The sequence below is a fragment of the Catenulispora pinistramenti genome (assembly GCF_018274385.1).
GTDB lineage: Bacteria > Actinomycetota > Actinomycetes > Streptomycetales > Catenulisporaceae > Catenulispora > Catenulispora pinistramenti.
In genome coordinates this window covers 13878-37839 of sequence record NZ_JAAFYZ010000092.1, presented here as the reverse complement: position 1 = coordinate 37839, position 23962 = coordinate 13878, and the positions used below count along the sequence as shown (strand labels likewise).

The following is a 23962-nucleotide window of genomic DNA, read 5'->3' as shown; positions in this document are numbered from 1 at the left end:
GGTCGCTCCCCCGGCGCCCGCGCCGCTGCCGAGCACCCCGCCGGTCGCGCCGCCGGCCCCGGCTCCGGCCGCTCCGTCCCCGGCAGTGGCCGCCGCGCCGTCGTTCACCGCGACCGCTCCGGCTCCGACCGCCCCGGCACCGGCCCCGGCCGGCGAGTACCGGCCCGGCACCCCGGCGGTCGTCGCGCAGGCCCAGACCGCCGCGCGCATCGACGCCCCGGGCGCCGGCACCGAGCCGGCCGCCGCCTACGTCACCCCGCTGGTCCGCAAGCTGGCCGCCGAGCACGGCGTGGACCTGGCCTCGGTCACCGGCACCGGGGTCGGCGGCCGGATCCGCAAGCAGGACGTGATCGACGCGGCCAAGGCCCAGGCCAACGCCGCCGCGCCGGCCGCGAGCCCGGCGGCCGCCCCGGCCGCCAAGGCCGCGGTCACCCCGAGCCCGCTGCGCGGCCGCACCGAGAAGCTGACCCGCATGCGCGCGCTGATCGCCAAGCGCATGTACGAGTCGCTGCAGACCTCGGCGCAGCTGACCACCGTGGTCGAGGTGGACGTCACCAACGTCGCCCGGCTCCGGACCCGCGCCAAGGGCGAGTTCGAGGCCCGCGAGGGCGTGAAGCTGTCGTTCCTGCCGTTCTTCGCCCTGGCGGCGATCGAGGCGCTCAAGCAGCACCCGAACCTGAACGCGGTCATCGACACCGACGCCGGCACGGTCACGTACCACGACTACGAGAACCTGGCCATCGCGGTGGACAGCGAGAAGGGCCTGATGACCCCGGTCATCAAGAACGCCGGCGACCTGAACCTGGCCGGCCTGGCCCGGGGCATCGCCGACCTGGCCGAGCGGACCCGCACCAACAAGGTCCTGCCGGACGAGCTGGCCGGCGGCACCTTCACGCTGACCAACACCGGCAGCCGCGGCGCCCTGTTCGACACCCCGATCCTGAACCAGCCGCAGGTCGGCATCCTGGGCACCGGCGCGGTCGTGAAGCGCCCGGCGGTCATCAACGACCCCGACCTCGGCGAGGTCATCGCCGTCCGGTCGATGGTCTACCTGGCGCTGACCTACGACCACCGGCTGGTCGACGGCGCCGACGCCGCGCGCTTCCTGGTCACGATCAAGGAGCGCCTGGAAGAGGGCAAGTTCGACGCCGACCTCGGTCTGTAGAACTTGTCTGTAGAACTGACAGCTCACTGAAGACTGCCCCGGTCCGAAAGGACCGGGGCAGTCTTGTTGTCTGCGGCGCTGCTCAGCCGGAGTCCGCTCAGCGGGAGTAGAACTCGACCAGCAGCTGCTCGTCGAACGGCACCGGCACCTCGGCGCGCTTCGGCTCGTGGGTCAGCATCACCGCGAGCTCGTCGCGCCGCACGTCCAGATAGGCGGCGGTCCGCTCGTCGGCGAACTGCCCGGCAGCGGCGGCCTGGAAGGCCGGCATCCGCCGCGACTTCGCCCGCACCGCGACCACCTGGCCGGGCTTCACGGCGTACGAGGCGATGTCCACCTTCGCACCGTCCACGGTCACGTGGCCGTGGTTCACGAACTGACGCGCCGCGTAGATCGACGGCGCGAGGCCGGCCCGCAGCACCACGGTGGCCAGCCGCGACTCCAGGGCCGCGATGACGTTCTCCCCGGCCCGGCCGGACCGTCGGCGGTTCTTGTCGAACAGGGTCCGGAGCTGACGCTCGGACAGGTCGTAGTACCAGCGGATCTTCTGCTTCTCGGCCAGCTGGCGGCCGTAGTCGCTCTGCTTCCCGGCGCGCCGGCCGAGCGCGTGCTGACCGGGCGGCAGCGGGCGGCGCTCCATCACGCGCTCGGCCTTGGCCGTCAACGGCACCCCGGCCCGGCGCGAACGACGCACCTTGGGCCCCGTGTACCTCATGAATCACTTCCTTCTTCGTTCTGGGGATCTCTTTAACTTAGGCTAGCCTAACCTTCCTTTCAGTGCAGCCGCGCCGCGGGATGGCGAGGATCACAGGTCTATGCTGCTGATATGCGGATCGCGATCACCGGCTCCACGGGACTGATCGGCTCGGCCCTGTCCACCGCGCTCACCGAAGACGGCCACGAAGTGGTCCGCCTGGTCCGGCACACCCACCCCGACGAGGCCGCCGGGGAACGCCACTGGTCACCGTTCGGCGACCCCGACCCGAAGCCCTACGAGGGCTCCGACGTCGTGGTGCACCTGGCCGGCGCGGGCCTGGGCGACAAGCGCTGGTCGGCCGCCTACAAGCGGGAGATCCGCGAGAGCCGCGTCCACGGCACCGACACCCTGGCCCGCTCGCTGGCCCAGCTGACGGAGCGGCCCAAGGCCCTGCTGTCGGCGTCGGCGATCGGCTACTACGGCGACACCGGCACCGCTACGGCCACCGAGGACTCGCCGGGCTCCGAGGACTTCCTGGGCACGCTGTGCCGGGACTGGGAGGCCGCGACCAAGCCCGCCGAGGACGCCGGGATCCCGGTGGCGCACCTGCGCAGCGGGGTGGTGCTGGGCGGCTCCGGCGGCGCGCTGGCCCGGATGCTGCCGTTCTTCAAGGCCGGGATCGGCGGTCCGATCAACAGCGGCCGGCAGTACTTCTCCTTCATCGGCATGGCCGACTACCTGGCCGCGGTCCGGCACGTCATGACCCTGACCGCGGACGGGACCATGACCGGCGCGGTGAACATGACCGGCCCGCTGCCGGCGACCAACCGCGCGTTCACCAAGGCCCTGGGGCACGTCCTGCACCGGCCGACGATCATGCCGGTGCCCGGGTTCGCGCTGCGGGTGCTGTTCGGACAGATGGCGAACGAGCTCACGGGAAGCCAGCGGGTGCTGCCGGCGCGGCTGACCGGATCCGGGTTCACCTTCACGACACCGGATGCGCGGTCCGCGTTGGCCGCCGCGGTGGCTTGAACGATCCCCGGCGCCATCTCCAGAACGGCCCCAGAACGGTCCCAGAGCAGCCCCCTGAGACGTCCCCGAAGTGTGTAACGATCCGGATACCCAGCGTTCTCAAATGCTGAGACAGCTGCGGATTCGCAAGAGTACGCCACCGCCCCTCGGGTAGGCATCCCTGCACAAGCGCCGACGCTCGGCAGGCTTCGCCGTGCCCTGCGCGACCTGCGCGGGCCCACAAAGCACGCCGGGAGCTCGGCTCTAGAGGGTGGAGGGGCTCCAGTGACAGTGCAAAGTCCGAGCCACCGGCATCGCCTGGACGCCGACGTCATCGTCGTCGGCGCCGGGGTGGCCGGATTGCAAGCCGCGGGACGGCTGCACGAGGCGGGTTTGGACGTACTGGTCGTCGAGGCGTCGGACCGGGTGGGCGGTCGGGCCGGAAGCGAGCGGGTCTCGGGGTTTCTGATCGACAAGGGTTTCCAACTGGTCAACTCCGCTGACGACGGGGAGAAACAGAAGCTGGAGTGGGGGTGCTTCGCGCCGGGGGTGGATCTCCAGCTGGATGGAAAACGGATTCGCTATGGGGATCGGGTGGTCGGCGACCGAGCGGATCGGGCGGTTGGCGATCAGGCTTGCCATGACATGGTCCTGACCTCGAATGCTGATCTCGGCCTCGGCACCGCCACGATCCTCCGCACGCCCCTGGGCTCCCCGGCTGAACGCCGGCGCCAGTCCGGGTGGCTGCTGCGCGTGGCGCTGAGCCGTCCCGAAACCATCCTGGACGCCCCCGAGCGCACCGCCGCGGCCCTGATCGCCGACCTCGGGCTCTCGCGGCGGGTGGTGGACGGGTTCGTGCGTCCGTACCTGGAGGCCTTCGCCGCCGAATCGGACCCGGCGCTGTCGATATCCGGCCGGGCGATGGAGCTGGCGCTGCGGCAGTTGGTGCGCGGCCGCTGGTGCATACCGACGCCCGGCATCGCGGCCATCCCGCAACGGCTGGCCGAGCAGCTGCCGCCGGGCGCGATCCGGCTGGAGACCGAGGTCCTGATGGTGCACGCCAACGGCGTCGCCACAGCCGACGAGGTACTACGCAGTTCGGCGGTGGTGGTCGCGACCGACCCGGCGACCGCGGTGGAGCTGCTGCCGGGCCTGCACGAGCCCCAGCTGCGGTCGGTGACCACGTTCCACCACGTCACCGCGCTCCCCGCGGCGCGCGGCGAACCCGCCGTCCTGGTCGACGCCGACCCGCACTCCCCCGTGGCGCGCACGGCGGCGATCAGCCACGCGGTGCCGAGCCGGAGCCCGGACGGCCGGACACTGATCTCCACGAACGTCGTGGGACACGCCGGGACCCGCACGTCAGAGCTCGAATCGGCGGTCCGGGCCCGGCTCGCCGAGCTGTATCCGGGCGCCGACAGCCGCTGGGAGTGCGTGGCGGTGCACCACTTCCCGCACGCGGTGCCCGCGATGACCTCGCCGCACAACTTCCGCCGCCCGGTACGGCTGATCCACGGGCTGTACGTGTGCGGAGACCATCGCGGCACCGCCGGCCTCGACGGGGCTCTGGAGTCGGGCCGACGGGCCGCGCGGTCGGTGTCGGCGGATCTCGGGGTGTCATTTCGGACCGGGGAACTCGTCACCGCTTGAGGATTAGGGCCCTGTGCCCCCCTCGGTGATCAGGCCCCGGCCATGCCCTTGGTCATGCTCTGCCGGCTGAACTCCGCACTCACGCTCCGGCCACGGCGACCATCTCGCGCGAGCGGGTCGGCGCCGTGGCCTCGGCCACGAGAGCCAGGGCCAGGTCGGCGTAGGCGAAGCTGTCGGCACCCGGAATCGGCGCCGTCGTGCCGAGCCGGTAGCCGCCGGTGCCCTCGCCCTCGTCCAGGTAGACCAGCGGCGGCGCGAGCACCACCCAGTCCAGCTCCGATGCGCGCAGCAACGGCAGCTGAGCCGCATGGTCGCGGGAGAAGGCGCGGGCCTCGTCGGGCAGCGCGTCGCTGTCGTACGCCGGCACACCGGGCTCGACCTCGAGCGCCCCGCCGATGCCCACCGCGACCAGCCTGCTCACGTCAGTCGCGCTCAGCCCTTCGACCAATGCCTTGGCCGCCGCGACGAAGTGGCCCTCGTCAAGCGTCGCCGCGGTGTTGATGACCACGTCGTGACCGGGCGCGAGCTTCGCGACGCTCGCCGCGTCAGTCACATCGCCCGCGACGACGGTCACGCCGTCCTCCCGCGCGAGATCCGCGTACTTGCCCGGATCTCGCACGACAGCGGTGACCTTGTGCCCCTGCCGCACCGCCACCGCGACCGTAGGCCGGCCCGCACGCCCACCGGCTCCGAAAACAATGATGTTCGCCATGCCCGCGACGCTACGACCGGTGGACCCAGTCACTGCAACGTAACTAGTCTCGACCTGTGGAGAAGAGCGCACCCCTGGTCCCGGACATGTTCGACGCGGCCTGCCCGTCCGCCGCGTCCCCCTTCCGCATCGCCGACAAGTGGGGCGGCATGGTGGTGCTCTGCCTGGAAGCCGGCCCCCGCCGCTTCACCGAGCTACGAGTCCCCCTGCAACGCATCGCCCCGAAGGTCCTCACCGAGACCCTGCGCTCCCTGGAACGCGACGGCTTCATCACCCGCACGGTCTTCGACGAGAACCCGCCGCACGTGGAGTACGAACTGACACCCCTCGGCCGCAGCCTGCTCCCCGCGATCGCCGCCTGCCGCGAGTGGGGCTTCGCCAACTTGGACGCGATGCGGGCGGCGCGGGAGCGGTATGACGGGGATGGAGCCGAGGCGGCCTGAGGCGTGCCTACTCCCCCAGCGGAAAGTTAGCCACAAAGCGCCCCCGCGGATCCCACTCCCGTTTCACCGCCCGCAGCCGCTCCACCTCAGCGTCCGAAAACGCCTCAGCCAGCGTGTCCGTCGCCCCCAGGAACGTCACCAGCCTCCCGCCGCTCACCGCGTCCCCGAGCGCGGCGACCAGCTCCGCTTGCTTGGCGGCCACCGCTGCTCCCGCCTCCGGGGTGAAGGCCAGGCCGAGGAGGTAGACCAGGTACTGCTCGCTGACCGGGCCGCGGGGGCCGGGGCGGGCGTCGGCGAGGGCGCCGCCGAGATGGCGGACCTGGATACCCAGCAGGGGGGCGATCGGGCCGGTCAGGAGAGTCTCGATCACGTCCGCGTCGAAGCGGCCCAGGAGTTCGGTGCGGGACACGCTCGGGCCGGGGTCGACCGGGTCGTTGGTGATGGCCGCGATCTCTGCGAGGGGCAGTGGGCGCCACTCACCGCGCAGTACGCCGCCAAGCGCCTCAAACGGTTTCAGCAGCGCGCGGCCATCGCTGTCCGAACCCAGATACGCGACCGAGACCGCAACCATCGCCGGCCCGCCACCCGGCAGCTGAACCGTCCCGGCCCACACCGAGAGCTCCACCGGGGCCGCGGCCGTGACCTCGCGGAAGGCGTTGAAGACCTCGGCCGCCTGCGCCAGCGGCCAGAACACCGTGCCGCCGAACAGCTCCGGCTCCTCGTGCAGCCGCAGGGTCAGCGCCGTCACGATCGCGAAGTCGCCGCCCCCGCCGGCCAGCGCGTGGAACAGGTCGGGGTTCTCCTCGGCGCTGGCGCGGACTGGTTGGCCGTCGGCGGTCACGAGTTCGAACTCGATCACGTGATCCGAGGACATCCCGTACTTGCGGGCGAAGAAGCCGACCCCGCCGCCGAGGGTGTATCCGGCCACGGACACGGTCGGCGAGCTGCCGGGCTTGTGGACCAGTCCGTGGGCGGCGGCCGCGATGTTGAGGGCGCCGGAGGTGACGCCCGCGCCGATGCGCGCGGTGCGGTCCTCGGCGTCGATCGTCAGATCATCGAGGCGGGCGGTGCGCAGCAGGATCGTCCCGGCCGCCGTGCCCGACGCGCCGTGGCCGGTGGGCTGCACCGCGATCCGGGCCCCGGCCTCGTTCGCGTAGCGGACCAGTGCGGCCACGTCGGCGGCATCGGCGGCCGTGACCACCGCGCGCACGTCCTGCTCGATCGCCAGGTTCCAGGGCCGGTGCGCGGTGTCGAAGCCCTCGTCGCCGGGGAGCAGGACCTCGCCGCGGACGGCGTCGCGCAGGGTGGACAAAGGTGACTCGGACATCGCGGGGCTCGCTTTCGTCGTGGTCGATGATCATCGTCGACGATACGGATCAGCACCGACACCCGGCCGGCGCGGCCGGATCACGCGGCGGCCAGCCCCCACCGGGCCACCTCACGCCACGGCGGGAATCGTCCGCAGCACGTCATCGATCGGCGTCGGCGCCAGCCCGAAGGTCTTCTCGGTCAGCGTGCTGTCCAGCACGAAAGGCTTCGCGAACTGGTACCGCGTGGCCCGCAGCTCCTTCGCCATCTTGTCGAACAGCCCCGCGCCCCACAGCACCGCGTACGGCAGCTCGGTCAGCTTCGCCGGCGGCAGGCCGCGCGCGGTCACGTAGTGATCGGCCAGCTCGCGCACGGTCAGCGGCGCGTTGGTGGGCACCAGCCACGCCTGGCCCCAGGCCCGCTCCTCGCCGGAGACCACGGTCAGCAGCTTGGCGACGTCGGCGATCGCGGTCCAGCTGTGCTTCACGTCCAGCGGCGTGGGCACGTAGGCGCGCTTGCCCTTCTCCAGCGGCTTGGCCAGCAGGTAGGACAGGATCGAGTTGGCCTCGATGTAGTCGCTGCCCCGCACCTCGGTCATCCGGATCCGGCCGGCCTCGTGCCGGGCCAGGGCCTCGCGGTACATGTCGGCACGCAGCTTGAGCTTCGGGTGGGTCGCGGTCAGAGCGGTGTCGGGGGTGATCGGGCCGGTCACCGGGCCGTAGCCGTAGAGGTTGTTGGCGACGGTGAGCACCGCGCCGCTGCGCTCGGCCGCGGTCAGCAGGGCGGCGGCCAGCGGCGGCCAGTCGGTGAACCACTGGTGGTAGGCCGGGCTCGCGCAGTTGTAGAGCGCGGCGGCGCCCTCGGCCAGGCCGCTGAGCCGGTCGGCGTCGGTGGCGTCGGACGCCACCCGCTCGACGTTCGCGTGCTCCGGCCCGGACCCGCTGCGCGTCACGACGCGCACCTGCTCGCCCCGCTCGGCCAGCACCTTCGCGGTGGCCGTGCCGACCGGTCCCGCACCCACGATGACGTGCAGCGCCATGATGTCCAACCCCTCTTCGACGACTTCGGTGTCACGCGGCGATCGCCTCGGTGTGCGATGCTTCGCTTTGAGAGCAGTGCTCTCTGTTGGCATCACTGTGCACCGGAGCGGGGCACTCTGTCAAGAGCAGTGCTCTCGCTTGTGTGCAATACTCGCGGTATGAATGCGGCAAAGAGCCCGGCCCCGTCCATTCGAGCCCGAGTCCGCGCCGAGATGATCGGCGAGATCAAGCGGGTGGCCCTGGAGCACCTGGAGCGCGACGGATCCGCACTGTCGCTGCGCGCGGTCGCCCGGGACATGGGCATGGTCTCCTCCGCGATCTACCGCTACTTCCCGAGCCGGGACGAACTGCTCACCGCACTCATCATCGACGCATACAACTCATTGGGCGAGGCGGTGGAGCGGGCCGACGGGGACGTGGACCGCCGCGACGCCTACCTGTCACGCTGGTTCGCGGTCTGCCACACAGTCCGCCGCTGGGCGATCGCCAGGCCCGCGGAGTACGCCCTCATCTACGGCAGCCCGATCCCCGGCTACAAGGCGCCGGACGAGACCATCGAGCCCGGGGCGTGGGCCATGATCGCGATGGCGCAGTGTGTCCGGGAAGCCGAGGCGGCCGGCAAACTCCACGCTCCTGAGGGGATCGCGCCCTTGCCCCCGACAGAGAACTCCGCCTATGCGCAGGAACTCCGTATTACGGCGATCGGCATGGGGTTCACTGAAGACTCGCGCGCGCTAGAGCCTTTCCTGAGCGCTCTGACGATGGTCTTCGGCGCGGTGAACTTCGAAGTGTTCGGGCGACTCAACCGGGTGTTCACGGAGCGGGGCGAGTGGTACGACCGGCAGGTGCGGGACATGGCGGTATGGATAGGGCTCGGCCCGCGATAGGTCGGAAACAGGTCCGCGGCGGTCCGGTCCTCGGCGGTCCGGTCCTCGGCGGTCCAGTCCTCGGTGGTCCAGTCCTCGGTGGATCAATCCGGGGTGGATCAATCCGCGGCGATGATGGCGCGCAGTTCGTCAGCGAGCGGGTCCAGCTTGTCGCGCATACCGGCACCGCAGAAGAAGTCCCACAGCTCGAAGCTCTGCACCAGCTCGAACAGCCGGAACCGCCGCTCCCACTCCACCGGGACCTCGCCGTAGCCCTCGAAGAGCGCGTCGAGCTTCACCCGGTTCCCCCGGATGGAATAGCTGTGCGTCTTGGCCAGGTCCGCAACCGGGTCCCCGGCCATGGCGTTCTCCACGTCGATCAAGCCGCTGACGACCGGCCCCTCGGGGGTCTGCGAACAGGTCGGTACGTTCGCCGAGGTACCTATGCGCGGCCTCATAGAGTTCACGATCGCCGGTCGTGTCCAGATAGCTCTGCGAGACCCGGTTCAGCGTCGCCGTCATATTGGCTTCGCCGGACGGCTGGGGATCGATGATGTCCGTGGTCAGGTATCCCGTACGCGTCCTCTCCGATCGCGTGGACGCGCGCCAGCAGCGCTCCCATCTGGCGATACACGTCCGCGAGTTCGGCGTCCGGCATGGCGCCGCTGATCGCGGCCACGGTCGTGCCCGGCAGTTCGCTCATCACCAAGTAAGGCAGCCCGAGAACCCCGTTGGGGCCGGCTCCGCCGAGGAGCTTGGGCAGCTGCGTAATAGCGTTCTCCCGCACCCCCGGCAGCGCGTCCATCAGGATCGCAGCAGCCTGTTCTCGAGTCAGCCCGGTGAGCGTGTCATCAGCCACCCGGCCACCGTAGTGACGGTCCGTGACGGATCTCAACGGATTCTCGCTCGTTACAATCACGGCATGGCTGAGGATCCGCGGTGGCTGTCCGAGCAGGAGATGAAGGCCTGGTCGGGCTTCCTGGCCGCGAGTGCGCTGGTGGAACGGCGGGTCGACCAACAGCTGCGGGAGGACGCCGGGCTCTCGCACACCCAGTACGAGATCCTGGTGCGGCTCTCGGCCGCGCCGGAGGGCTCGCTGCGGATGACCGAACTGGCCGGGGCGCTGCTGAACTCCAAGAGCGGGCTGACGTACCAGATGACGCAGCTGGAGAAGGCCGGACTCACCGAGCGCCGGTCGTGCCCGACCGACGTGCGCGGGGTGTTCGCGGTGCTGACCGAGGCCGGCCGCCGGAAGTTGGAGCAGGCCGCCCCCGGGCACGTGGCGGTGGTGCGGGCGGCGTTGATCGACGTGCTCACCCCGGAACAGCTCGCGGTACTGGGCGAAGGGCTCGGCGAGGTCTCGCGGCGACTGCGGGAATAGCCCCGGGACGGGTGGGGTTTGTTCAAATTCGAACGCCGGTCTACGCTGCGTGGAGCGGTTGTTCGAATTGGAACAACCCGTCACGAGGGGACCCGTGCCATGAGCGAGACACCCGAGGCCACCATCCGCACCCGCGTCCGCGTGCCGCTTCGCTTCGGTGACGGCTACAGCGTCGACGCCGAGCTGGTCACGTTCCACGGCCTGGTCGACGGCGGGGAGCACCTGGCCATCAGGCTGGGCGAGCCCGGCGCCACCCCGCTGGTGCGGATGCACTCGGAGTGCCTGACCGGCGACGTGTTCGGCTCCGCGCGCTGCGACTGCGGACCGCAGCTGCGCGAGTCCGTCGAGCGCATCGCCCAGGCCGGCGGCTACCTGCTCTACCTGCGGCAGGAGGGGCGCGGGATCGGGCTGTACAACAAGCTCGACGCGTACGCGCTCCAGGACAGCGGGCTGGACACCTATCAGGCCAACGTCGCCCTCGGGCTGCCGGAGGACGCGCGGGACTACACGGTCGCGGCGCAGATGCTGACGGCGCTCGGCGTGGACAGCGTGCAGCTGCTGTCGAACAATCCGGACAAGGAGGCGCAGCTGGCGGGGCTGGACGTGACCGTCGCCCAGCGGGTGCCGACCGGGGCCCACGCCACCGCCCACAACCTGCGCTACCTGCGGGCCAAGGTCGAGCACACGCGGCACAGCATCGCGTTGGACGGTGTGTTGTCGGTGGCCTGAGACGCCGCATCCGCCGAGCCGCCCCACCCCCGTACCCAGGAGTCACGATGAGCACGATGAGCACCGACACCGCCGCCCCCGGACGAATGCCCGCCCTCTACCTCAGCCACGGCGCTCCCCCGCTGGCCGACGATCCGATCTGGCCCGGCCAGCTCGCGGCCTGGTCGGCGGATCTCCCGAAGCCGAAAGCGGTGCTGATGGTCTCGGCGCACTGGGAGGAGGCGCCGCTGGCGCTCGGCGCCGTCCAGACCATCCCGCTGGTCTACGACTTCTGGGGCTTCCCGCAGCACTACTACGAGGTCCAGTACCGGGCCCCGGGCGCGCCCGCGCTGGCGGAGTCGGTACGCAAGCTGCTGCACGCGCCGGGGCTGGCCGTGCAGGACGAGCCGGACCGGGGGCTGGACCACGGGGCGTACGTGCCGCTGGTCGAGATGTACCCGGAGGCCGACATCCCGGTGCTCCAGGTGTCGATGCCGACGCTGGAGCCGACGCAGCTGATGGCGATCGGGCGGCGGCTGGCCCCGCTGCGGGACGAGGGCGTGCTGATCGTCGGCAGCGGCTTCTTCACGCACAACCTGCGGGCACTGAGCCAGGACGGACGCGTGCGGTCGGTGATGTCCGAGTTCGACGACTGGGGAAAGCGCGCGCTCGCAGCGGGGGACGTCGACTCGCTGTTGGACTTCGAGAACAAGGCACCGGCCGGGAAGCTGGCGCATCCTCGGACGGAGCACTTCGCGCCGCTGTTCGTGACGTTGGGGGCCGCCGAGGGGGATCTGGGATCGCAGCAGTCGGTCATCGACGGGTTCTGGATGGGGCTGGCCAAGCGGTCGGTGCAGTTCGGGTAGGGGCGGGAGCCGCCTCTCAGCGTGCTGAGCGCAGGGCTTCGGCGGCTGCCACGGCGACGGTTTCGGGCGTCCGCACCAAGTCGAGCGCCGGACCTGACGGTATCGACACGGCCGGCGCGTTGTCGGTCCTCCGGACGGCGGCCACTCGCTCGGCGATCGGCGGGTGCGAGTCGAATCGGCGCCGGGGTTCTTCGTCTGCCAGCGTGACCTCGGCCAGGGCGATCCGGTAGAAGTCACGAAAGCGGGGCAGGTCCGCGGCCGGATCGAGGCCGCCGTCGATCGGCCCACTCTCGTTGCCGAAGATGTACACGACGTGGGAAACGCCGATAAGAGGAAGCGCTTCCAGAGCCGCGGCGGTGGCCTCTGTTCCCGCCACGCGGGCGGCCAGCGCGTCGGCCGCGAGTTCTTGGCGGCGGCGTAGGGCGAACGTCACGCTGAAGTAGAGCCCGGCGAACGCGCGGAACAGAGCGTCCGTGATGGTGTTGATGCCGCGCATGCCCCCGCTCACGACCGTCGCCACCAACGCGTCGCCGGACCGATAGGTCAGCGCCGACAAGCGCGACTCCCCGCGCGCGTGGTGCCCGAGTTCGTGGCAGACCACTGCCGCGGCCTGCGCTGTGTCGAGGACGGCGAGCAGCGGGAGGCCGAGGTACACGGTGCGCTCGCGGCGCACCGTGCCGAACAGCGCGGCCGAACTCTCGGCGGCGGCATCAGCCTGGCCGGTGACGACGATGCGCGTCGGCGTCGGCACCCGGCACGCCGCCGCGAGGGCTTCGATGAAGCCCCACAGCTCCGGCTGCGCGTCCCGCGTCACCTCGACCCCGGGGTAGCCCGGCGCCCGCCGACGCACCGCCGCGACCACCACCCGCACCGCCGGCACGACGAACAGCAGACCGAAGCACGCGGCGAACACCCGCCGCGAGCCGCTGTAGGCGTGGTCGCTGACGGCGTCGTGCACCATCACGACGCCGAACCACGTCACCGCCGCGAGCAGGACGTAGAACACCGCGATGAGCAGCGCCGCGACGACCGCGCGGATTCCCAGCCCCATGTTCGCCCCCTCAATCAGGGGACATGGTGGCACACGGCCCGGCGTTCCGCTTCAGCAGGCGCCTTTTCAGCGGGCGCCCCTCTATACGCGCTGGAGTGCTGCCATGGAATTCAGTGGGACCAGACCTTGAGCCCGGTCCAGTGCTCCGGCGGAAGGTTCTGGCCGCCGGTCCCCGAGGAGAAGCTCGTGGCCAATCCTCCGTGATTCGCTACGTAATCGCGCGGCGATGAGGCTCCGAGCGCCTTGCCGTCTGCCACCTCCCCGGGACCGGTGAAGGAGCCCCCTCCGACCAGGATGAACCCTGGGAAGAGGTCGCCTTCGGTCCCGTGGATCTTCTCGATCAGGATCGACAGAGTCTGGAGAGCGCCAGGCTTCTGCCACATCGGAAGCTGCTGCTCGGCGTCACAGTCGTCGGAGCACAGACGCGTCAACGCCTGGGTGTCGCTCTCCCGGGCCGCCTCGTCGACCAGCGCCATGAGATTGAGCAGCTTCGGATCGGTGACCTTGGCGCCGCCGGTCGCATCCGCCGGCTCGGTTTGGACCCGAGCCACCCACGCCGGATCGGCGGTCGGCATGTGCTTCACCGTGATCGGGCCCGCTGAGAAGGCCTTCAGAAGCGCCCCGATGGTGGGCGACCCGCTCGTCGCCGAGGTCGTCGCCGAAGTCGGGAGCGAGGTCGCGGCGCTCGTGGTCGCCACGGACGTGGACCCGCCCGTACTAGCCGCGACGCCAGGGCCCGACGAACCCGCCGCTGCCCCCGAAGTCGTGCTGCTGCACGCAGCCAGACCCGCTGTCACCAATGAGATCGCCGCGGCGATCCCCAAACTGCGCACTCGCGCCATGTCATGCCCTCCCCAGGATGATGTCCTCACTACTCATGACGCGCGGCCTCGACGCCGGTTGCCCGCGGTCGGCCACCGGGTTCGCAACGCCCCATCGCACCTCACGGGGAATCGCACCTCACGGGCAACGGACAGGGGGCCGGCCAGATGGCCGACCCCCTGTCAGGATGCGTACTCGCGCCTTAGCCGGACATGCTCGGCGTCGTGTCAGGCGCGGTCCTGCTCATCTGCTGGCGAATACCGCTTATAACCGCGCCGGACACACCATCCGAGTCGCAACGAACGCCCGGCCCGGCAAGGCCGGGCGTTCGCCGGTGCAGCCGCAGCGTGCGGCCAGAACGTCTACCCGTACGCGGTCCCGGGCCGCGAAGCACCCGAGACCGCGTTCCGCTGGATCAGCGCTGCCGCTTCACGCGGGCGTGCCGAATGGTTGCATCAGATGCAATCAATCCTGTTCAGCTGCACCCGCTGGTCGACCCACACCCCTCGCACACATAGCAGCTCCCCGAAGGCCGCATCTTCGTCCCGCAGGTCAGGCAGAGCGGGGCGTCGGCGGCGTAGCCGAGCTTGGCCTCCAGCAGTTCTGTGGAGGAGCCGACGCTCTTGGGGGCCGGGAGGGCGGTGGGTTCGTTGCTCTTCTTCGCCGGGGCGGCCGGTTCGGTCCGATGCTCTATCGGCGCGGACTGGGCCAGGGTTTCGTGGTCCAGTTGCTCGTCCTCGTCGGGGAGGTAGCTGCCGGTCTCGAGTTGGCGCTGGCGCTCTTCGTTGGTGTAGATGCCGTAGGCCGCGCGGGTGTCGAAGTCCAGGTGGTCCAGGGCCAGGCGGCGGAAGATGTAGTCGATGATCGACTGGGCCATGCGGACGTCCGGGTCGTCGGTCATGCCGGCCGGTTCGAAGCGCATGTTGGTGAACTTCGCGACGTAGGTCTCCAGGGGGACCCCGTACTGCAGTCCGACGGAGATGGCGATCGAGAAGGCGTCCATCATGCCGGCCAGGGTCGAGCCCTGCTTCGACATCTTCAGGAAGACCTCGCCGAGGTCGCCGTCTTCGTAGGAGTTCGCCGTCATGTAGCCTTCGGCGCCGCCGACGGAGAAGGAGCTGGTGATGCCGCGGCGGTTCTTGCCCAGGCGCTTGCGGACCGGCTGCGCGTACAGGGTCGCGGCGGCCGGGGCGACGGTCGCCGAGGCGGCCGGGTCGGAGGTCGCGGCCGCGGCGGCGGCTGCCGCCTTCTGGCCCTTGGCGTCCTGCAGCGGCTGGCCCACCTTGCAGTTGTTGCGATAGATCGCCAGCGCCTTCAGGCCCAGCTTCCAGCCCTCGAAGTAGATCTCCTCGACGTCCTCGACCGTGGCCTGCTCAGGCATGTTCACGGTCTTGGAGATGGCCCCGGACAGGAACGGCTGGATCGCCGCCATCATCCGCACGTGGCCCATCGGGGCGATGGAGCGCTCGCCCATCGCGCAGTCGAAGACCGAGTAGTGCTCGGGCTTGAGGCCCGGGGCGTCCACGACGTGGCCCTGCTCGCCGATGTACTCGACGACGGCCTCGATCTGCTCCTGCTGGTAGCCCAGGCGCTTCAGGGCCCGCGGCACGGTGTTGTTCACGATCTGCATCGACCCGCCGCCGACCAGCTTCTTGAACTTCACCAGCGCCAGGTCCGGCTCCACGCCGGTGGTGTCGACGTCCATCATGAAGCCGATGGTGCCGGTCGGCGCCAGCAGCGAGGCCTGGGCGTTGCGCCAGCCGTTCGCGGCGCCGATCTCCAGGCCGCGCTTCCACTCGGTGCGGGAGAGCTCCAGGATCGTCTTGTCGAAGTCCTCGTGGGCGACGAAGGCGTCCGCGGCGTCCGAATGCTTCTTCATCACGGCCGCGTGCGGCTTGGCGTTGCGGGCGTAGCCGTTGTACGGGCCGACGACGCCGGCCAGCTCGGCCGAGCGGCGGTAGGCGACACCGGTCATCAGCGAGGTGATGGCCGCGGCGATGGCCCGGCCGCCCTCGGAGTCGTAGGCGTGGCCGGTGGCCATCAGCAGCGCGCCGAGGTTGGCGTAGCCGATGCCCAGCTGGCGGAAGTCCCGGGTGGTCTGGCCGATCTCCGGGGTCGGGAAGTCCGCGAAGCTGATGGAGATGTCCATCGCGGTGATGATCAGCTCGACCATCTTGACGAAGGTCCCGGTGTCGAAGCTGTCGTCCTCGCGCAGGAACTTCATCAGGTTCAGCGAGGCCAGGTTGCAGGAGGAGTTGTCCAGCGACAGGTACTCCGAGCACGGGTTGGACGCGGTGATCCGGCCGGTCTCGGGGTTGGTGTGCCAGGCGTTGATGGTGTCGTCGTACTGCAGGCCGGGGTCGGCGCACTCCCAGGCGGCCTGGGCGATGTCGCGGAACAGCTTCTTGGCGTCCAGGGTCTCGATGACCTCGCCGGTCTGCCGGGCCCGCAGCCCGAAGCGCTCGCCGTTCTCCACCGCGTGCAGGAACTCGTCGGTGACCCGGACCGAGTTGTTCGCGTTCTGGTACTGGACACTGGTGATGTCCTTGCCGCCGAGGTCCATGTCGAACCCGGCGTCGCGCAGCGCGCGGATCTTGTCCTCCTCGCGCGCCTTGGTCTGGACGAACTCCTCGATGTCCGGGTGGTCCACGTCCAGCACGACCATCTTGGCCGCGCGCCGGGTGGCGCCGCCGGACTTGATGGTGCCGGCCGAGGCGTCGGCGCCGCGCATGAAGGAGACCGGGCCGCTGGCGTTGCCGCCGGAGGACAGCAGCTCCTTGGAGGAGCGGATGCGGGACAGGTTCAGGCCGGCGCCGGAGCCGCCCTTGAAGATCAGGCCCTCCTCGCGGTACCAGTTCAGGATCGAGTCCATCGAGTCGTCGACGGCCAGGATGAAACAGGCCGAGACCTGCTGCGGGGACTTGGTGCCGACGTTGAACCAGACCGGGGAGTTGAACGCGAACATCTGGTGCAGCAGCGCGTAGGCGAGCTCGTGCTCGAAGATCTCCGCGTCCTGCTCGCCGGCGAAGTACCCGTGGTCCTCGCCGCCCTTGCGGTAGGTCTTCACGATCCGGTCGATGAGCTGCTTGAGCGACCACTCGCGGACCGGGGTGCCGACCGCGCCGCGGAAGTACTTCGTGGTGACGATGTTCGCCGCGTTCACCGACCAGAACTCGGGGAACTCCACGCCCTTCTGCTCGAAGTTGATCGAGCCGTCGCGCCAGTTGGTCATCACGACGTCGCGGCGCTCCCACACGACCTCGTCGTACGGGTGCACGCCGGGCTTGGTGTGGATCCGCTCGACCTTCATACCCTTGCCGCCCTTGGCGGAAGCCTGCACGGGCACGACCTGCCCGGGCTTGATAGGAGCTTTCCCGTTGCCGCGGGCCGACGCCGCGCCGCGCGGTCCGCTAGCCGTCTCCGTCATGCTTCTTCCCTCTCCCGTCCTGGGAAACCATTCCGACACCCCGTTTGCGGTTCGCCGCCTACGGGATTGAGCAAGATCTGGATCGCCGGGCCCCAGGCAGGGGCCCCGCGAAGTTTTCAATATGTGCCCGCCTTTCGCGGCGGGCCGGGTGTTGCGGGGCCGTCAGGCCCGTTCGCGCTCCGCCCGCAGCATCAGGATCTCGGCCTCGAAGTCCTCCAAGGACTCGAAAGCCCGGTACACCGACGCGAAGCGCAGGTACGCGACCTCGTCCAGCTCCCGGAGCGGGCCGAGTATCGCCAGCCCCACCTCGTGCGCCGGGATCTCCGCCGAACCCGCGGCCCGCAGCACGTCCTCCACCCGCTGGGCGAGGATGGCCAACTGACCCTCGGTCACCGGTCGTCCCTGACAAGCCTTGCGCACGCCACCGACAACTTTTTCCCGGCTGAACGGCTCGGTCGCCCCGGAGCGCTTGACCACCAGGAGTTGGGCGCTCTCCACCGTGGTGAAGCGGCGTCCGCACTCCGGGCACTGACGGCGGCGACGGATCGAGGTGCCGTCCTCGGAGCTGCGGGAGTCGACGACACGGCTGTCGTCGTGCTTGCAGAAGGGGCAGTGCACGGTTTGCGGCCCTCCTTCTCCCAGCGTGGCTTGCGGCTTGCGCGCGACGGGGTGGCGTCACCGTCCGCTGTGGTCTACTAACCACAACCTATGGAGCGTTGACGCTATTCCAATCACAAGATGTAGGGGTACGTTAGCCACTTCGCCACGCCCGCCGCAACCCGGAACGGCGTGTCGCGTAAGGGGTGGACGGGGTTCGTGGGACTACTGTTCGCGATCGCCCCAGCTACGGGGGCAAGCCCGGAGCCGTGTTCGAATCCCCAAGATTCTTTCGGTGTTTCCCCCGACCGGACCAACGCCACGGCGGCCGGCCTGCGCGAGTTTTCCGAACGGAGTATGGAAACAGGCCGTTACCTTCGCGCCGGTGCCGCGTTAGACATTCCGTACGCCCGCCCCCCTCACGGGTTGTCGAACAACCGTTCGTCGCTGTGGGGGTGGCACCGCTACGGTTGACCCAAACGAACAAACTTTCCATTATCAGCCACCCGCCCAGCTCAATGGCGAAGGAGCCGTACCCATGGCCGTCCGGAGCACCACCCCGACCGAACCCCGAGAGGCCGCGCATGACGGACATGTGCCGGCCCCGCGCCTGACCGACCGCCAGACCGCGGTCCTGAACGTCATCCGCGACTCGGTCCGGCGCCGGGGCTACCCGCCGTCGATGCGGGAGATCGGCGAGGCCGTCGGCCTGCAGTCCACCTCCAGCGTCCGGCACCAGCTGGTGACCCTGGAGAGCAAGGGCTACCTGCACCGCGACGCGAACCGCCCGCGCGCCTACATCGTGCGCGGCGCGGACGGTGCGGCCCGCAACGGCAACGGCTCCGAGCCGGAGCCGGCGTACGTGCCGCTGGTCGGCCGGATCGCCGCCGGCGGCCCGATCCTGGCCGAGGAGCGGGTCGAGGAACTGATCCCGATCCCGAAGCAGATGGTCGGCGAGGGCGAGTTCTTCGCGCTGAAGGTGGTCGGCGACTCGATGATCGAGGCCGCGATCTGCGACGGCGACGTGGTCGTCATCCGGCAGCAGAACCAGGCCGAGAACGGCGAGTTCGTGGCCGCCATGATCGACGGCGAGGCCACCGTCAAGGAGCTGAAGAAGGAGGCGAACGCGGTGTGGCTGATGCCGCGCAACGCCGCCTACGAGCCGATCCCGGGCAACGACGCGGTCATCCTGGGCCGCGTGGTGACGGTGCTGCGGCGCCTGTAGTCCGGCGGTCTTCGGCGGGTCCTAATTGGGCGGGACCCGCCGACCCGGCCGGTCAGAGCGATTCCTCAATTTTTGAGGTTGTCAGCAACCTGACCCACGGGCCGCACGTCACTTTGGCATGAACGCTCTGAATCGCATCGCACTCCTGGCCGGCGGCGCACTCGTGGCGGTCGCCGCGACCGGTTGCTCGTCGAGCACGAAGTCCGCCGGCGCGGGCCCGGCCACCAGTCCCACGAACGCTTCAGGCACCACCGCCGCCGCGAGCACGTCGGCCTCGGTGCCGAACACCACCGCGGGCAGCACCAGCGCCCCGGCCGGCGGGTCCGCCTCCACACCCCCGGCCGCCGGCAACACGCCGCCGAGCACGAACAGCGGCGTCAACGGCGGCGAAGTCGGCAACGGCTCGACCACCGCCCCCGCGGCCAACACCCCGCCGCCGGCCGCCTGCCAGAACGCCAGCCTGAACGCCTCGCTCGCGCCGTCGATCCCGGGCCAGAAGTCCTCCGTCTTCGTGATCGCCGTGAAGAACACCGGCCAGACCTGCACGCTGGGCCCCATCCCCTACGTGTGGATCACGAAGAGCCCGACCGACGTCTCGGACGAGACCCGGCCGCTGATCCCCGGCGTCGACACCGGCAAGAAGAACATCATCCTGTCCGGGACCACCCTGTACGCGGCGATCGACCTGCTGCCCGGCAACCTGGCGAGCACGACCGGGAACTACGGCGACCTGGCCGTGACGGCGAACCCCACCCCGAACACCAGCGGCAAGGACGTCCAGGACGTCGTGATCCCGGCCGGCAGCGCCGAGGGCAACGCCAAGCTCGGCGTCTACGCCCTGAACCCGGCCAGCGCCATCAACCAGATCCAGTACGCGACCACCGCGGAGAAGTAGCACGAGGCTGAGCGATAGCACGAGGCTGATGAGGCGGGCGGGCGACAGCGGCCCGCCTCAGCTCTGTATGCCCGGCATGCCCGGCCCCGGACCGCTCACCCGGTACCGCTCAGCTCAGTTCTGCTCCGCCGTCTTCGCCATCGCGTCGATCGCCCGCAGTGACTTCAGCACCCGGTCGGTGTCGTCGGTCTGCCAGAACGCCGGCATCGACGCCCGCAGGAAGCTGCCGTAGGGCTTGGTGGCCAATCGCGAGTCCAGCACCGCGACCACGCCCTTGTCGTCGATCGCCCGGATCAGGCGGCCGGCGCCCTGGGCCAGCAGCAGCGCGGCGTGCGAGGCGGAGACCGCCATGAAGCCGTTGCCGCCGCCGCGGCCGACGGCCTCGGTGCGGGCCGCGGACACCGGGTCGTCGGGGCGCGGGAAGGGGATGCGGTCTATCACCACCAGTTGGAGCGAGGAGCCGGGGACGTTCACGCCCTGCCACAGTGACAGCGTGCCGAACAGGCAGGTCTCGGGGTCCTCGGAGAACTTGCGGAGGAGTTCGGCCAGCGAGTCCTCGCCCTGGCACAGGATCGGCAGGTCGATCTTCTCGCGCAGCTTCTCGGCGGCGGTCTGGGCCGCGCGCATCGAGCTGAACAGGCCCAGGGCCCGGCCGCCGGCGTTGTCCATCAGGTCGGCGAGCAGGTCCAGCTGGTCCTCGCGGATGCCGTCGCGGCCGGGCGGGTCCAGGTGCCGGGCGACGTACAGGATGCCCTGCTTCGGGTAGTCGAAGGGCGAGCCGACGTCCAGGGCGCGCCAGTGCTGCGGCAGGTCCTGGACCGTGTCCAGGAACTCCTCGCCGTCGCTGTCGCCCTCGCGCAGCAGTTTCACCGCGGCGTCGTAGACCTCCTCGGGCAGCTCGGGCTTGAAGTCCAGCTCGATCCGCTCGGTGCCGTAGAGGCCGACGCTGCCGGCCACGCCGGTGAAGTCGCCGCCGAGCTTCAGCGTCGCGGAGGTCATCACCACCGGGGTGCGGGCGAACATCTTGAACCGGAGCAGGTGCTCGATGCCGAGCGGGGCGATCTTGAGCGTGGAGTTCTTGACCCCCTTGAACTCGTTGCGCTCCAGCCAGACCACATCCTGCTCGGCGCCTTCCAGGATCCGCTCGGCGACCTGGTGCACGCCCTCGCACGCGGCCCGCGCCTGCTTGCGGGCGCCGTCCATATCCAGGTCGCCGCCCTTGTTCTTGGACAGCTCGGTGAGCGCCGTGCGGCTGGCGTCGCGCAGCGCGGTCAGCGCCATGCCGATCTCCTCCGGCAGGCCGCGCTGGAAGCGGCCCTCGGGGGTGTTCTCCAGCGCCTCGGTGAAGTCCAGGGTGGCCACCGCCAGGTTGGCGGCCGTGCCCTCCTTCACGAACTTGTCGGCCCGGTGGTGCGCGCGCTCCACGGCGGTCTTGGTGAGCTCGCCGGTGGCCGCGGAGGTGACCCGGTTCACCAGTTCGTGCGCCTCGTCGACGATCACCGCGTCGTGCTCGGGCAGCACCTGCACGTCGGAGTCCATGGCCGCGATGGCCAGCAGCGCGTGGTTGGTGACCACCACGTCGGCGGCCCGGGCCAGTTCCTTGGCCTGCTCGGCGAAGCAGTCCTCGAAGTACTGGCACTTGGAGCCCAGGCACTCCCGCGCCGAGACCGACACCTGGGCCCAGGCCCGGTCCGACACGCCCGGCGACAGGTCGTCGCGGTCCCCGGACTCGGTCTGCTCCACCCACTCCCGGACCCGCAGCACCTCGGCGCCGAGCTTGCCCACGGCCAGCGGGTCGAACAGCACGTCCTGCGCGTCGTCCTCGGCGTTGCCGCCCTCGACCTTGTTCAGGCAGACGTAGTTGCTGCGGCCCTTCAGGAGCGCGAAGGCCGGCTCCCGGTTGATCAGCGGCGTTATCGCCGTGGCCAGCCGGGGCAGGTCGTGCGCGTACAGCTGGCGCTGGAGCGCGAGCGTCGCGGTGGCCACGACCACCCGCTTGTGGTGCGAGAGCGCGGGCACCAGGTACGCCAGCGACTTGCCGGTCCCGGTGCCCGCCTGCACGAGCAGGTGGACGCGGTCGTCCAGGGCCGCGGCCACGGCCTTGGCCATCTCGATCTGACCGGGGCGGGTCTGTCCGCCCAACGCCTCCACTGCCGCGTCGAGCAGGGGGGTCAGATCGTCTTCGGGAGGTTCGGGGGAGGCCCCGCCAGAGTTCGGCATGGTCGGAACAGAATACTTGGCGGGGCCGACAGACCGGACCCGGATTCCTACAGACCCGGGTTCCTGCAGACTCGACTTCCTACAGACTCAGCGGATTGGCGACCGTCCCGTACGCCTCCACGTGCGGCCGCTCGGCCCGGTCCCGGTAGCCGTCCAGCAGCAGCCGGTTCCGGTTCAGGCACAGCCGGTCGATGCGCTGGGTGAACAGGTCGAACGCCTCGAACCGGTCGGCCAGCTCGGGGAACGAGGCCTGGTAGTCCAGGATCCGGTCGGCCACCAGCCCCCAGAAGAGCCGGCGGTCCACCCCGAGGTGCTGCTCGGCGATCCGGGCCAGATAGCGGAAGTGCCCGATGAACAGTCCCGAATGGATGAACTGACACAGGTAGTCCGGCATCTCCCGCAGCAGGACCGCCGCGACGTCGTCCGGGATGTCGGCCAGCTCGGGCAGGTCCTTCGCGGAGATGTTCACGTCGTCGACGAAGTCCTTGACCGCCAGCCGGGTCGGCCACTCCCGCTCGTCGTTGACCAGCACCGCGTTCTCGCCGTGCGGGGAGAAGACCACGCCGTACTTGTAGAGGAAGTGCAGCAGGGGCGGCAGGACCGCGGCGAACATCTTGTCCAGCCAGTCCGCGCCGTCCAGCCCCGAGCGCCTGACCAGCTCCACGACCAGCGGCCGGCCGTCATTGTCGACGTGCAGCAGCGAGGCCATCGTCCGGGCCCGCTCCCCCGGCTCCAGGCGCGGCGGCAGCGGCTGGCGCCAGATCGCGCCGAGCAGTTCGCGGTACTGGTACGGCGCGTCCGGCATCCGGTCCAGCACCGGGTGCCGCACCGCCACCGAGGCCACCTCGCCGAGCAGGATCACGCGGCACTCGTCGTTCAGGAACGGGTCCGCGTCGGCGATGTCCAGCAGCCAGGACGTCACCGCCGGGGCCGCCACGCTGCGCTCGGTCGGCAGCCCGCGCCAGACCATGGTGTTCAGGACCGACAGCGGCAGCTTCACGTGGTGCCGTTCCGGGTGCGACACGTTCGAGAACGTCCGGATCGACTGCTGCGGCAGGTACTCGTCGTCGGCGTAGCCGAGCGGGACGATCAGCCCGGCCGCCACCTCGGCGCCGAACAGCGGCTGGATCATCTCGTCCCACTGCCACGGATGCACCGGCAGCCACCAGTAGCGGGCCGGGTTGAAGCCGTTGCGGACCAGCTCCGAGCCGAAGCGGATGCGGGTGTTGGAGTCCAGCTCGGTGGTGTAGAGGCGCTGCGAGGTCAGGTTCCGGACCGCGTTGAACTCCGCGAGGTCCTGGTCCACCGCGATCCAGGGCAGGCGCATGTGGTGCCGGGCCTCGGGGGTGTAGCGCAGGGCGTCGGAGGCCGAGAAGCCGAAGCGGCCCTTGTTGAACACGATCCAGGGGTGGCCGGTCATGTGGCCTTCGAGCTCGGCGTAGGACAGCTCGGCGAGCTCGGCGGCGGAGATCGCGGACCGGGCCAGGCCCACGTCGGCCGCGAGCGTCGCCGCCAGTTCCCGGACCAGGTGGCCGGCGGTGTCGCCGGGCAGTTTCAGGCGGCCTTGGGCGTCGCGGACGAACAGCATCGGGTCGTGCGGGGTGGCGTCGGCGCCGAGTTCGGAGCGGCGCAGCGACTCGGGGTCGACGAACCAGGACCCGTAGTCGCCGCGTTCGGCGCGGAACCGGTAGCAGACACCCTGGTCCAGATCCAGGCGGTAGTGCTCGGTGCCCTGCGCCTCCGGATCGGGCTCAGGGGCGAGCAGTCCTTCGTAGCAGAACTCGCCGACGCACTTCGCCAGCAGCGCGCGGGCCGCCGTACGCCAGGACTCGGAAGCCGCGCCGGTCTCGGCACGGAGATTGCGGGCCGAAGGGGACATAC

Annotated in this window: 22 protein-coding genes; 10 read left to right on the top strand and 12 right to left on the bottom strand. The window is 70.3% G+C overall.

Annotation, left to right across the window (positions count from 1 at the left end; genetic code table 11):
• On the top strand, positions 1-1165 hold a 1165-nt coding region (gene sucB / locus KGQ19_RS25060), incomplete at its 5' end, for a 2-oxoglutarate dehydrogenase, E2 component, dihydrolipoamide succinyltransferase (protein ID WP_212012364.1).
• Positions 1166-1262: 97 nt separating this feature from the next.
• Here sucB and rpsD read toward each other — a convergent pair.
• Complete coding sequence (gene rpsD / locus KGQ19_RS25055; RefSeq protein ID WP_212012361.1) at positions 1263-1877, bottom strand: 30S ribosomal protein S4; 615 nt, start codon at positions 1875-1877, stop codon at positions 1263-1265.
• Positions 1878-1988: 111 nt separating this feature from the next.
• On the opposite strand from rpsD, the gene KGQ19_RS25050 reads away from it, so the two are divergent.
• Positions 1989-2891 (top strand): TIGR01777 family oxidoreductase, encoded by a 903-nt coding sequence (locus KGQ19_RS25050; RefSeq protein ID WP_212012352.1) that lies wholly within the window; start codon positions 1989-1991, stop codon positions 2889-2891.
• 264 nt (positions 2892-3155) lie between these two features.
• Positions 3156-4520, top strand: coding sequence for an NAD(P)/FAD-dependent oxidoreductase (locus tag KGQ19_RS25045; protein WP_212012350.1), 1365 nt, complete (start codon positions 3156-3158; stop codon positions 4518-4520).
• 79 nt (positions 4521-4599) lie between these two features.
• Here the strand turns inward: KGQ19_RS25045 and KGQ19_RS25040 are convergent, their stop codons facing one another.
• Complete coding sequence (locus KGQ19_RS25040) at positions 4600-5232, bottom strand: NAD(P)-dependent oxidoreductase (protein ID WP_212012333.1); 633 nt, start codon at positions 5230-5232, stop codon at positions 4600-4602.
• Positions 5233-5318: 86 nt separating this feature from the next.
• Here KGQ19_RS25040 and KGQ19_RS25035 point away from each other — a divergent pair, with 86 nt between their 5' ends.
• Positions 5319-5675, top strand: a complete 357-nt coding sequence (locus KGQ19_RS25035) for a winged helix-turn-helix transcriptional regulator (protein ID WP_212012366.1) — start codon at positions 5319-5321, stop codon at positions 5673-5675.
• Between the two features lie 7 nt (positions 5676-5682).
• Here KGQ19_RS25035 and KGQ19_RS25030 read toward each other — a convergent pair whose 3' ends face one another.
• Both KGQ19_RS25030 and KGQ19_RS25025 read right to left on the bottom strand, forming a co-directional pair.
• Positions 5683-7002 carry an FAD-binding oxidoreductase gene (locus KGQ19_RS25030; RefSeq protein ID WP_212012331.1) on the bottom strand — a complete coding sequence of 440 codons (1320 nt, stop codon included), beginning with the start codon at positions 7000-7002 and terminating at the stop codon, positions 5683-5685.
• A 111-nt stretch (positions 7003-7113) separates the two neighbouring features.
• Complete coding sequence (locus KGQ19_RS25025) at positions 7114-8022, bottom strand: NAD-dependent epimerase/dehydratase family protein (RefSeq protein WP_212012329.1); 909 nt, start codon at positions 8020-8022, stop codon at positions 7114-7116.
• 159 nt (positions 8023-8181) lie between these two features.
• On the opposite strand from KGQ19_RS25025, the gene KGQ19_RS25020 reads away from it, so the two are divergent.
• On the top strand, positions 8182-8910 hold the full coding sequence (locus KGQ19_RS25020; protein ID WP_212012327.1) for a TetR/AcrR family transcriptional regulator: 729 nt from the start codon (positions 8182-8184) through the stop codon (positions 8908-8910).
• Positions 8911-9008: 98 nt separating this feature from the next.
• Here KGQ19_RS25020 and KGQ19_RS25015 read toward each other — a convergent pair whose 3' ends face one another.
• Both KGQ19_RS25015 and KGQ19_RS25010 read right to left on the bottom strand, forming a co-directional pair.
• Positions 9009-9347 carry a hypothetical protein gene (locus tag KGQ19_RS25015; RefSeq protein WP_212012325.1) on the bottom strand — a complete coding sequence of 113 codons (339 nt, stop codon included), beginning with the start codon at positions 9345-9347 and terminating at the stop codon, positions 9009-9011.
• Between the two features lie 5 nt (positions 9348-9352).
• Positions 9353-9748, bottom strand: coding sequence for a phosphotransferase (locus KGQ19_RS25010; RefSeq protein WP_212012317.1), 396 nt, complete (start codon positions 9746-9748; stop codon positions 9353-9355).
• 63 nt (positions 9749-9811) lie between these two features.
• Between KGQ19_RS25010 and KGQ19_RS25005 the strand changes: the two genes are divergently transcribed.
• From KGQ19_RS25005 to KGQ19_RS24995, 3 genes are all read left to right on the top strand, one after another.
• On the top strand, positions 9812-10270 hold the full coding sequence (locus tag KGQ19_RS25005) for a MarR family winged helix-turn-helix transcriptional regulator (protein WP_212012315.1): 459 nt from the start codon (positions 9812-9814) through the stop codon (positions 10268-10270).
• Positions 10271-10369: 99 nt separating this feature from the next.
• Complete coding sequence (locus KGQ19_RS25000; RefSeq protein WP_212012307.1) at positions 10370-10999, top strand: GTP cyclohydrolase II; 630 nt, start codon at positions 10370-10372, stop codon at positions 10997-10999.
• A 56-nt stretch (positions 11000-11055) separates the two neighbouring features.
• Positions 11056-11844 (top strand): dioxygenase family protein, encoded by a 789-nt coding sequence (locus KGQ19_RS24995; protein WP_438801877.1) that lies wholly within the window; start codon positions 11056-11058, stop codon positions 11842-11844.
• Positions 11845-11860: 16 nt separating this feature from the next.
• On the opposite strand, the gene KGQ19_RS24990 is transcribed toward KGQ19_RS24995, so the two are convergent.
• From KGQ19_RS24990 to nrdR, 4 genes are all read right to left on the bottom strand, one after another.
• The gene (locus tag KGQ19_RS24990) at positions 11861-12895 is read right to left on the bottom strand and encodes a M48 family metallopeptidase (RefSeq protein WP_212012303.1); all 1035 of its coding nucleotides are present in this window, start codon (positions 12893-12895) and stop codon (positions 11861-11863) included.
• Between the two features lie 110 nt (positions 12896-13005).
• Entirely contained in the window at positions 13006-13593 is a 588-nt protein-coding gene (locus KGQ19_RS24985) for a hypothetical protein (RefSeq protein WP_212012301.1), read from the bottom strand.
• A 599-nt stretch (positions 13594-14192) separates the two neighbouring features.
• Positions 14193-17144, bottom strand: a complete 2952-nt coding sequence (locus KGQ19_RS24980; protein WP_212012299.1) for a vitamin B12-dependent ribonucleotide reductase — start codon at positions 17142-17144, stop codon at positions 14193-14195.
• Between the two features lie 162 nt (positions 17145-17306).
• Entirely contained in the window at positions 17307-17762 is a 456-nt protein-coding gene (gene nrdR / locus KGQ19_RS24975; RefSeq protein WP_212012297.1) for a transcriptional regulator NrdR, read from the bottom strand.
• 517 nt (positions 17763-18279) lie between these two features.
• Between nrdR and lexA the strand changes: the two genes are divergently transcribed.
• Both lexA and KGQ19_RS24965 read left to right on the top strand, forming a co-directional pair.
• A complete protein-coding gene (gene lexA, locus KGQ19_RS24970; RefSeq protein ID WP_212012288.1) occupies positions 18280-18966 on the top strand; it encodes a transcriptional repressor LexA in 687 nt (228 codons plus the stop codon).
• 118 nt (positions 18967-19084) lie between these two features.
• The gene (locus KGQ19_RS24965) at positions 19085-19861 is read left to right on the top strand and encodes a hypothetical protein (RefSeq protein WP_212012286.1); all 777 of its coding nucleotides are present in this window, start codon (positions 19085-19087) and stop codon (positions 19859-19861) included.
• Between the two features lie 114 nt (positions 19862-19975).
• On the opposite strand, the gene KGQ19_RS52055 is transcribed toward KGQ19_RS24965, so the two are convergent.
• Together KGQ19_RS52055 and KGQ19_RS24955 are read right to left on the bottom strand one after the other, a co-directional pair.
• Positions 19976-22081, bottom strand: a complete 2106-nt coding sequence (locus KGQ19_RS52055; protein ID WP_212012284.1) for an ATP-dependent DNA helicase — start codon at positions 22079-22081, stop codon at positions 19976-19978.
• Positions 22082-22160: 79 nt separating this feature from the next.
• Positions 22161-23960 carry an IucA/IucC family protein gene (locus KGQ19_RS24955; RefSeq protein WP_212012282.1) on the bottom strand — a complete coding sequence of 600 codons (1800 nt, stop codon included), beginning with the start codon at positions 23958-23960 and terminating at the stop codon, positions 22161-22163.
• Positions 23961-23962: the final 2 nt, after the last annotated feature.

Excerpts from the sequence above, each read along its gene's own strand:
- rpsD (WP_212012361.1), bottom strand. The coding sequence starts at position 1,877 with ATGAGGTACACGGGGCCCAAGGTGCGTCGTTCGCGCCGGGCCGGGGTG.
- KGQ19_RS25050 (WP_212012352.1), top strand. The coding sequence starts at position 1,989 with ATGCGGATCGCGATCACCGGCTCCACGGGACTGATCGGCTCGGCCCTG.
- KGQ19_RS25040 (WP_212012333.1), bottom strand. The coding sequence starts at position 5,232 with ATGGCGAACATCATTGTTTTCGGAGCCGGTGGGCGTGCGGGCCGGCCT.
- KGQ19_RS25035 (WP_212012366.1), top strand. The coding sequence starts at position 5,319 with ATGTTCGACGCGGCCTGCCCGTCCGCCGCGTCCCCCTTCCGCATCGCC.
- KGQ19_RS25030 (WP_212012331.1), bottom strand. The coding sequence starts at position 7,002 with ATGTCCGAGTCACCTTTGTCCACCCTGCGCGACGCCGTCCGCGGCGAG.
- KGQ19_RS25025 (WP_212012329.1), bottom strand. The coding sequence starts at position 8,022 with ATGGCGCTGCACGTCATCGTGGGTGCGGGACCGGTCGGCACGGCCACC.
- KGQ19_RS25020 (WP_212012327.1), top strand. The coding sequence starts at position 8,182 with ATGAATGCGGCAAAGAGCCCGGCCCCGTCCATTCGAGCCCGAGTCCGC.
- KGQ19_RS25015 (WP_212012325.1), bottom strand. The coding sequence starts at position 9,347 with ATGAGGCCGCGCATAGGTACCTCGGCGAACGTACCGACCTGTTCGCAG.
- KGQ19_RS25005 (WP_212012315.1), top strand. The coding sequence starts at position 9,812 with ATGGCTGAGGATCCGCGGTGGCTGTCCGAGCAGGAGATGAAGGCCTGG.
- KGQ19_RS25000 (WP_212012307.1), top strand. The coding sequence starts at position 10,370 with ATGAGCGAGACACCCGAGGCCACCATCCGCACCCGCGTCCGCGTGCCG.
- KGQ19_RS24995 (WP_438801877.1), top strand. The coding sequence starts at position 11,056 with ATGAGCACCGACACCGCCGCCCCCGGACGAATGCCCGCCCTCTACCTC.
- KGQ19_RS24990 (WP_212012303.1), bottom strand. The coding sequence starts at position 12,895 with ATGGGGCTGGGAATCCGCGCGGTCGTCGCGGCGCTGCTCATCGCGGTG.
- KGQ19_RS24980 (WP_212012299.1), bottom strand. The coding sequence starts at position 17,144 with ATGACGGAGACGGCTAGCGGACCGCGCGGCGCGGCGTCGGCCCGCGGC.
- lexA (WP_212012288.1), top strand. The coding sequence starts at position 18,280 with ATGGCCGTCCGGAGCACCACCCCGACCGAACCCCGAGAGGCCGCGCAT.
- KGQ19_RS24965 (WP_212012286.1), top strand. The coding sequence starts at position 19,085 with ATGAACGCTCTGAATCGCATCGCACTCCTGGCCGGCGGCGCACTCGTG.
- KGQ19_RS52055 (WP_212012284.1), bottom strand. The coding sequence starts at position 22,081 with ATGCCGAACTCTGGCGGGGCCTCCCCCGAACCTCCCGAAGACGATCTG.
- KGQ19_RS24955 (WP_212012282.1), bottom strand. The coding sequence starts at position 23,960 with ATGTCCCCTTCGGCCCGCAATCTCCGTGCCGAGACCGGCGCGGCTTCC.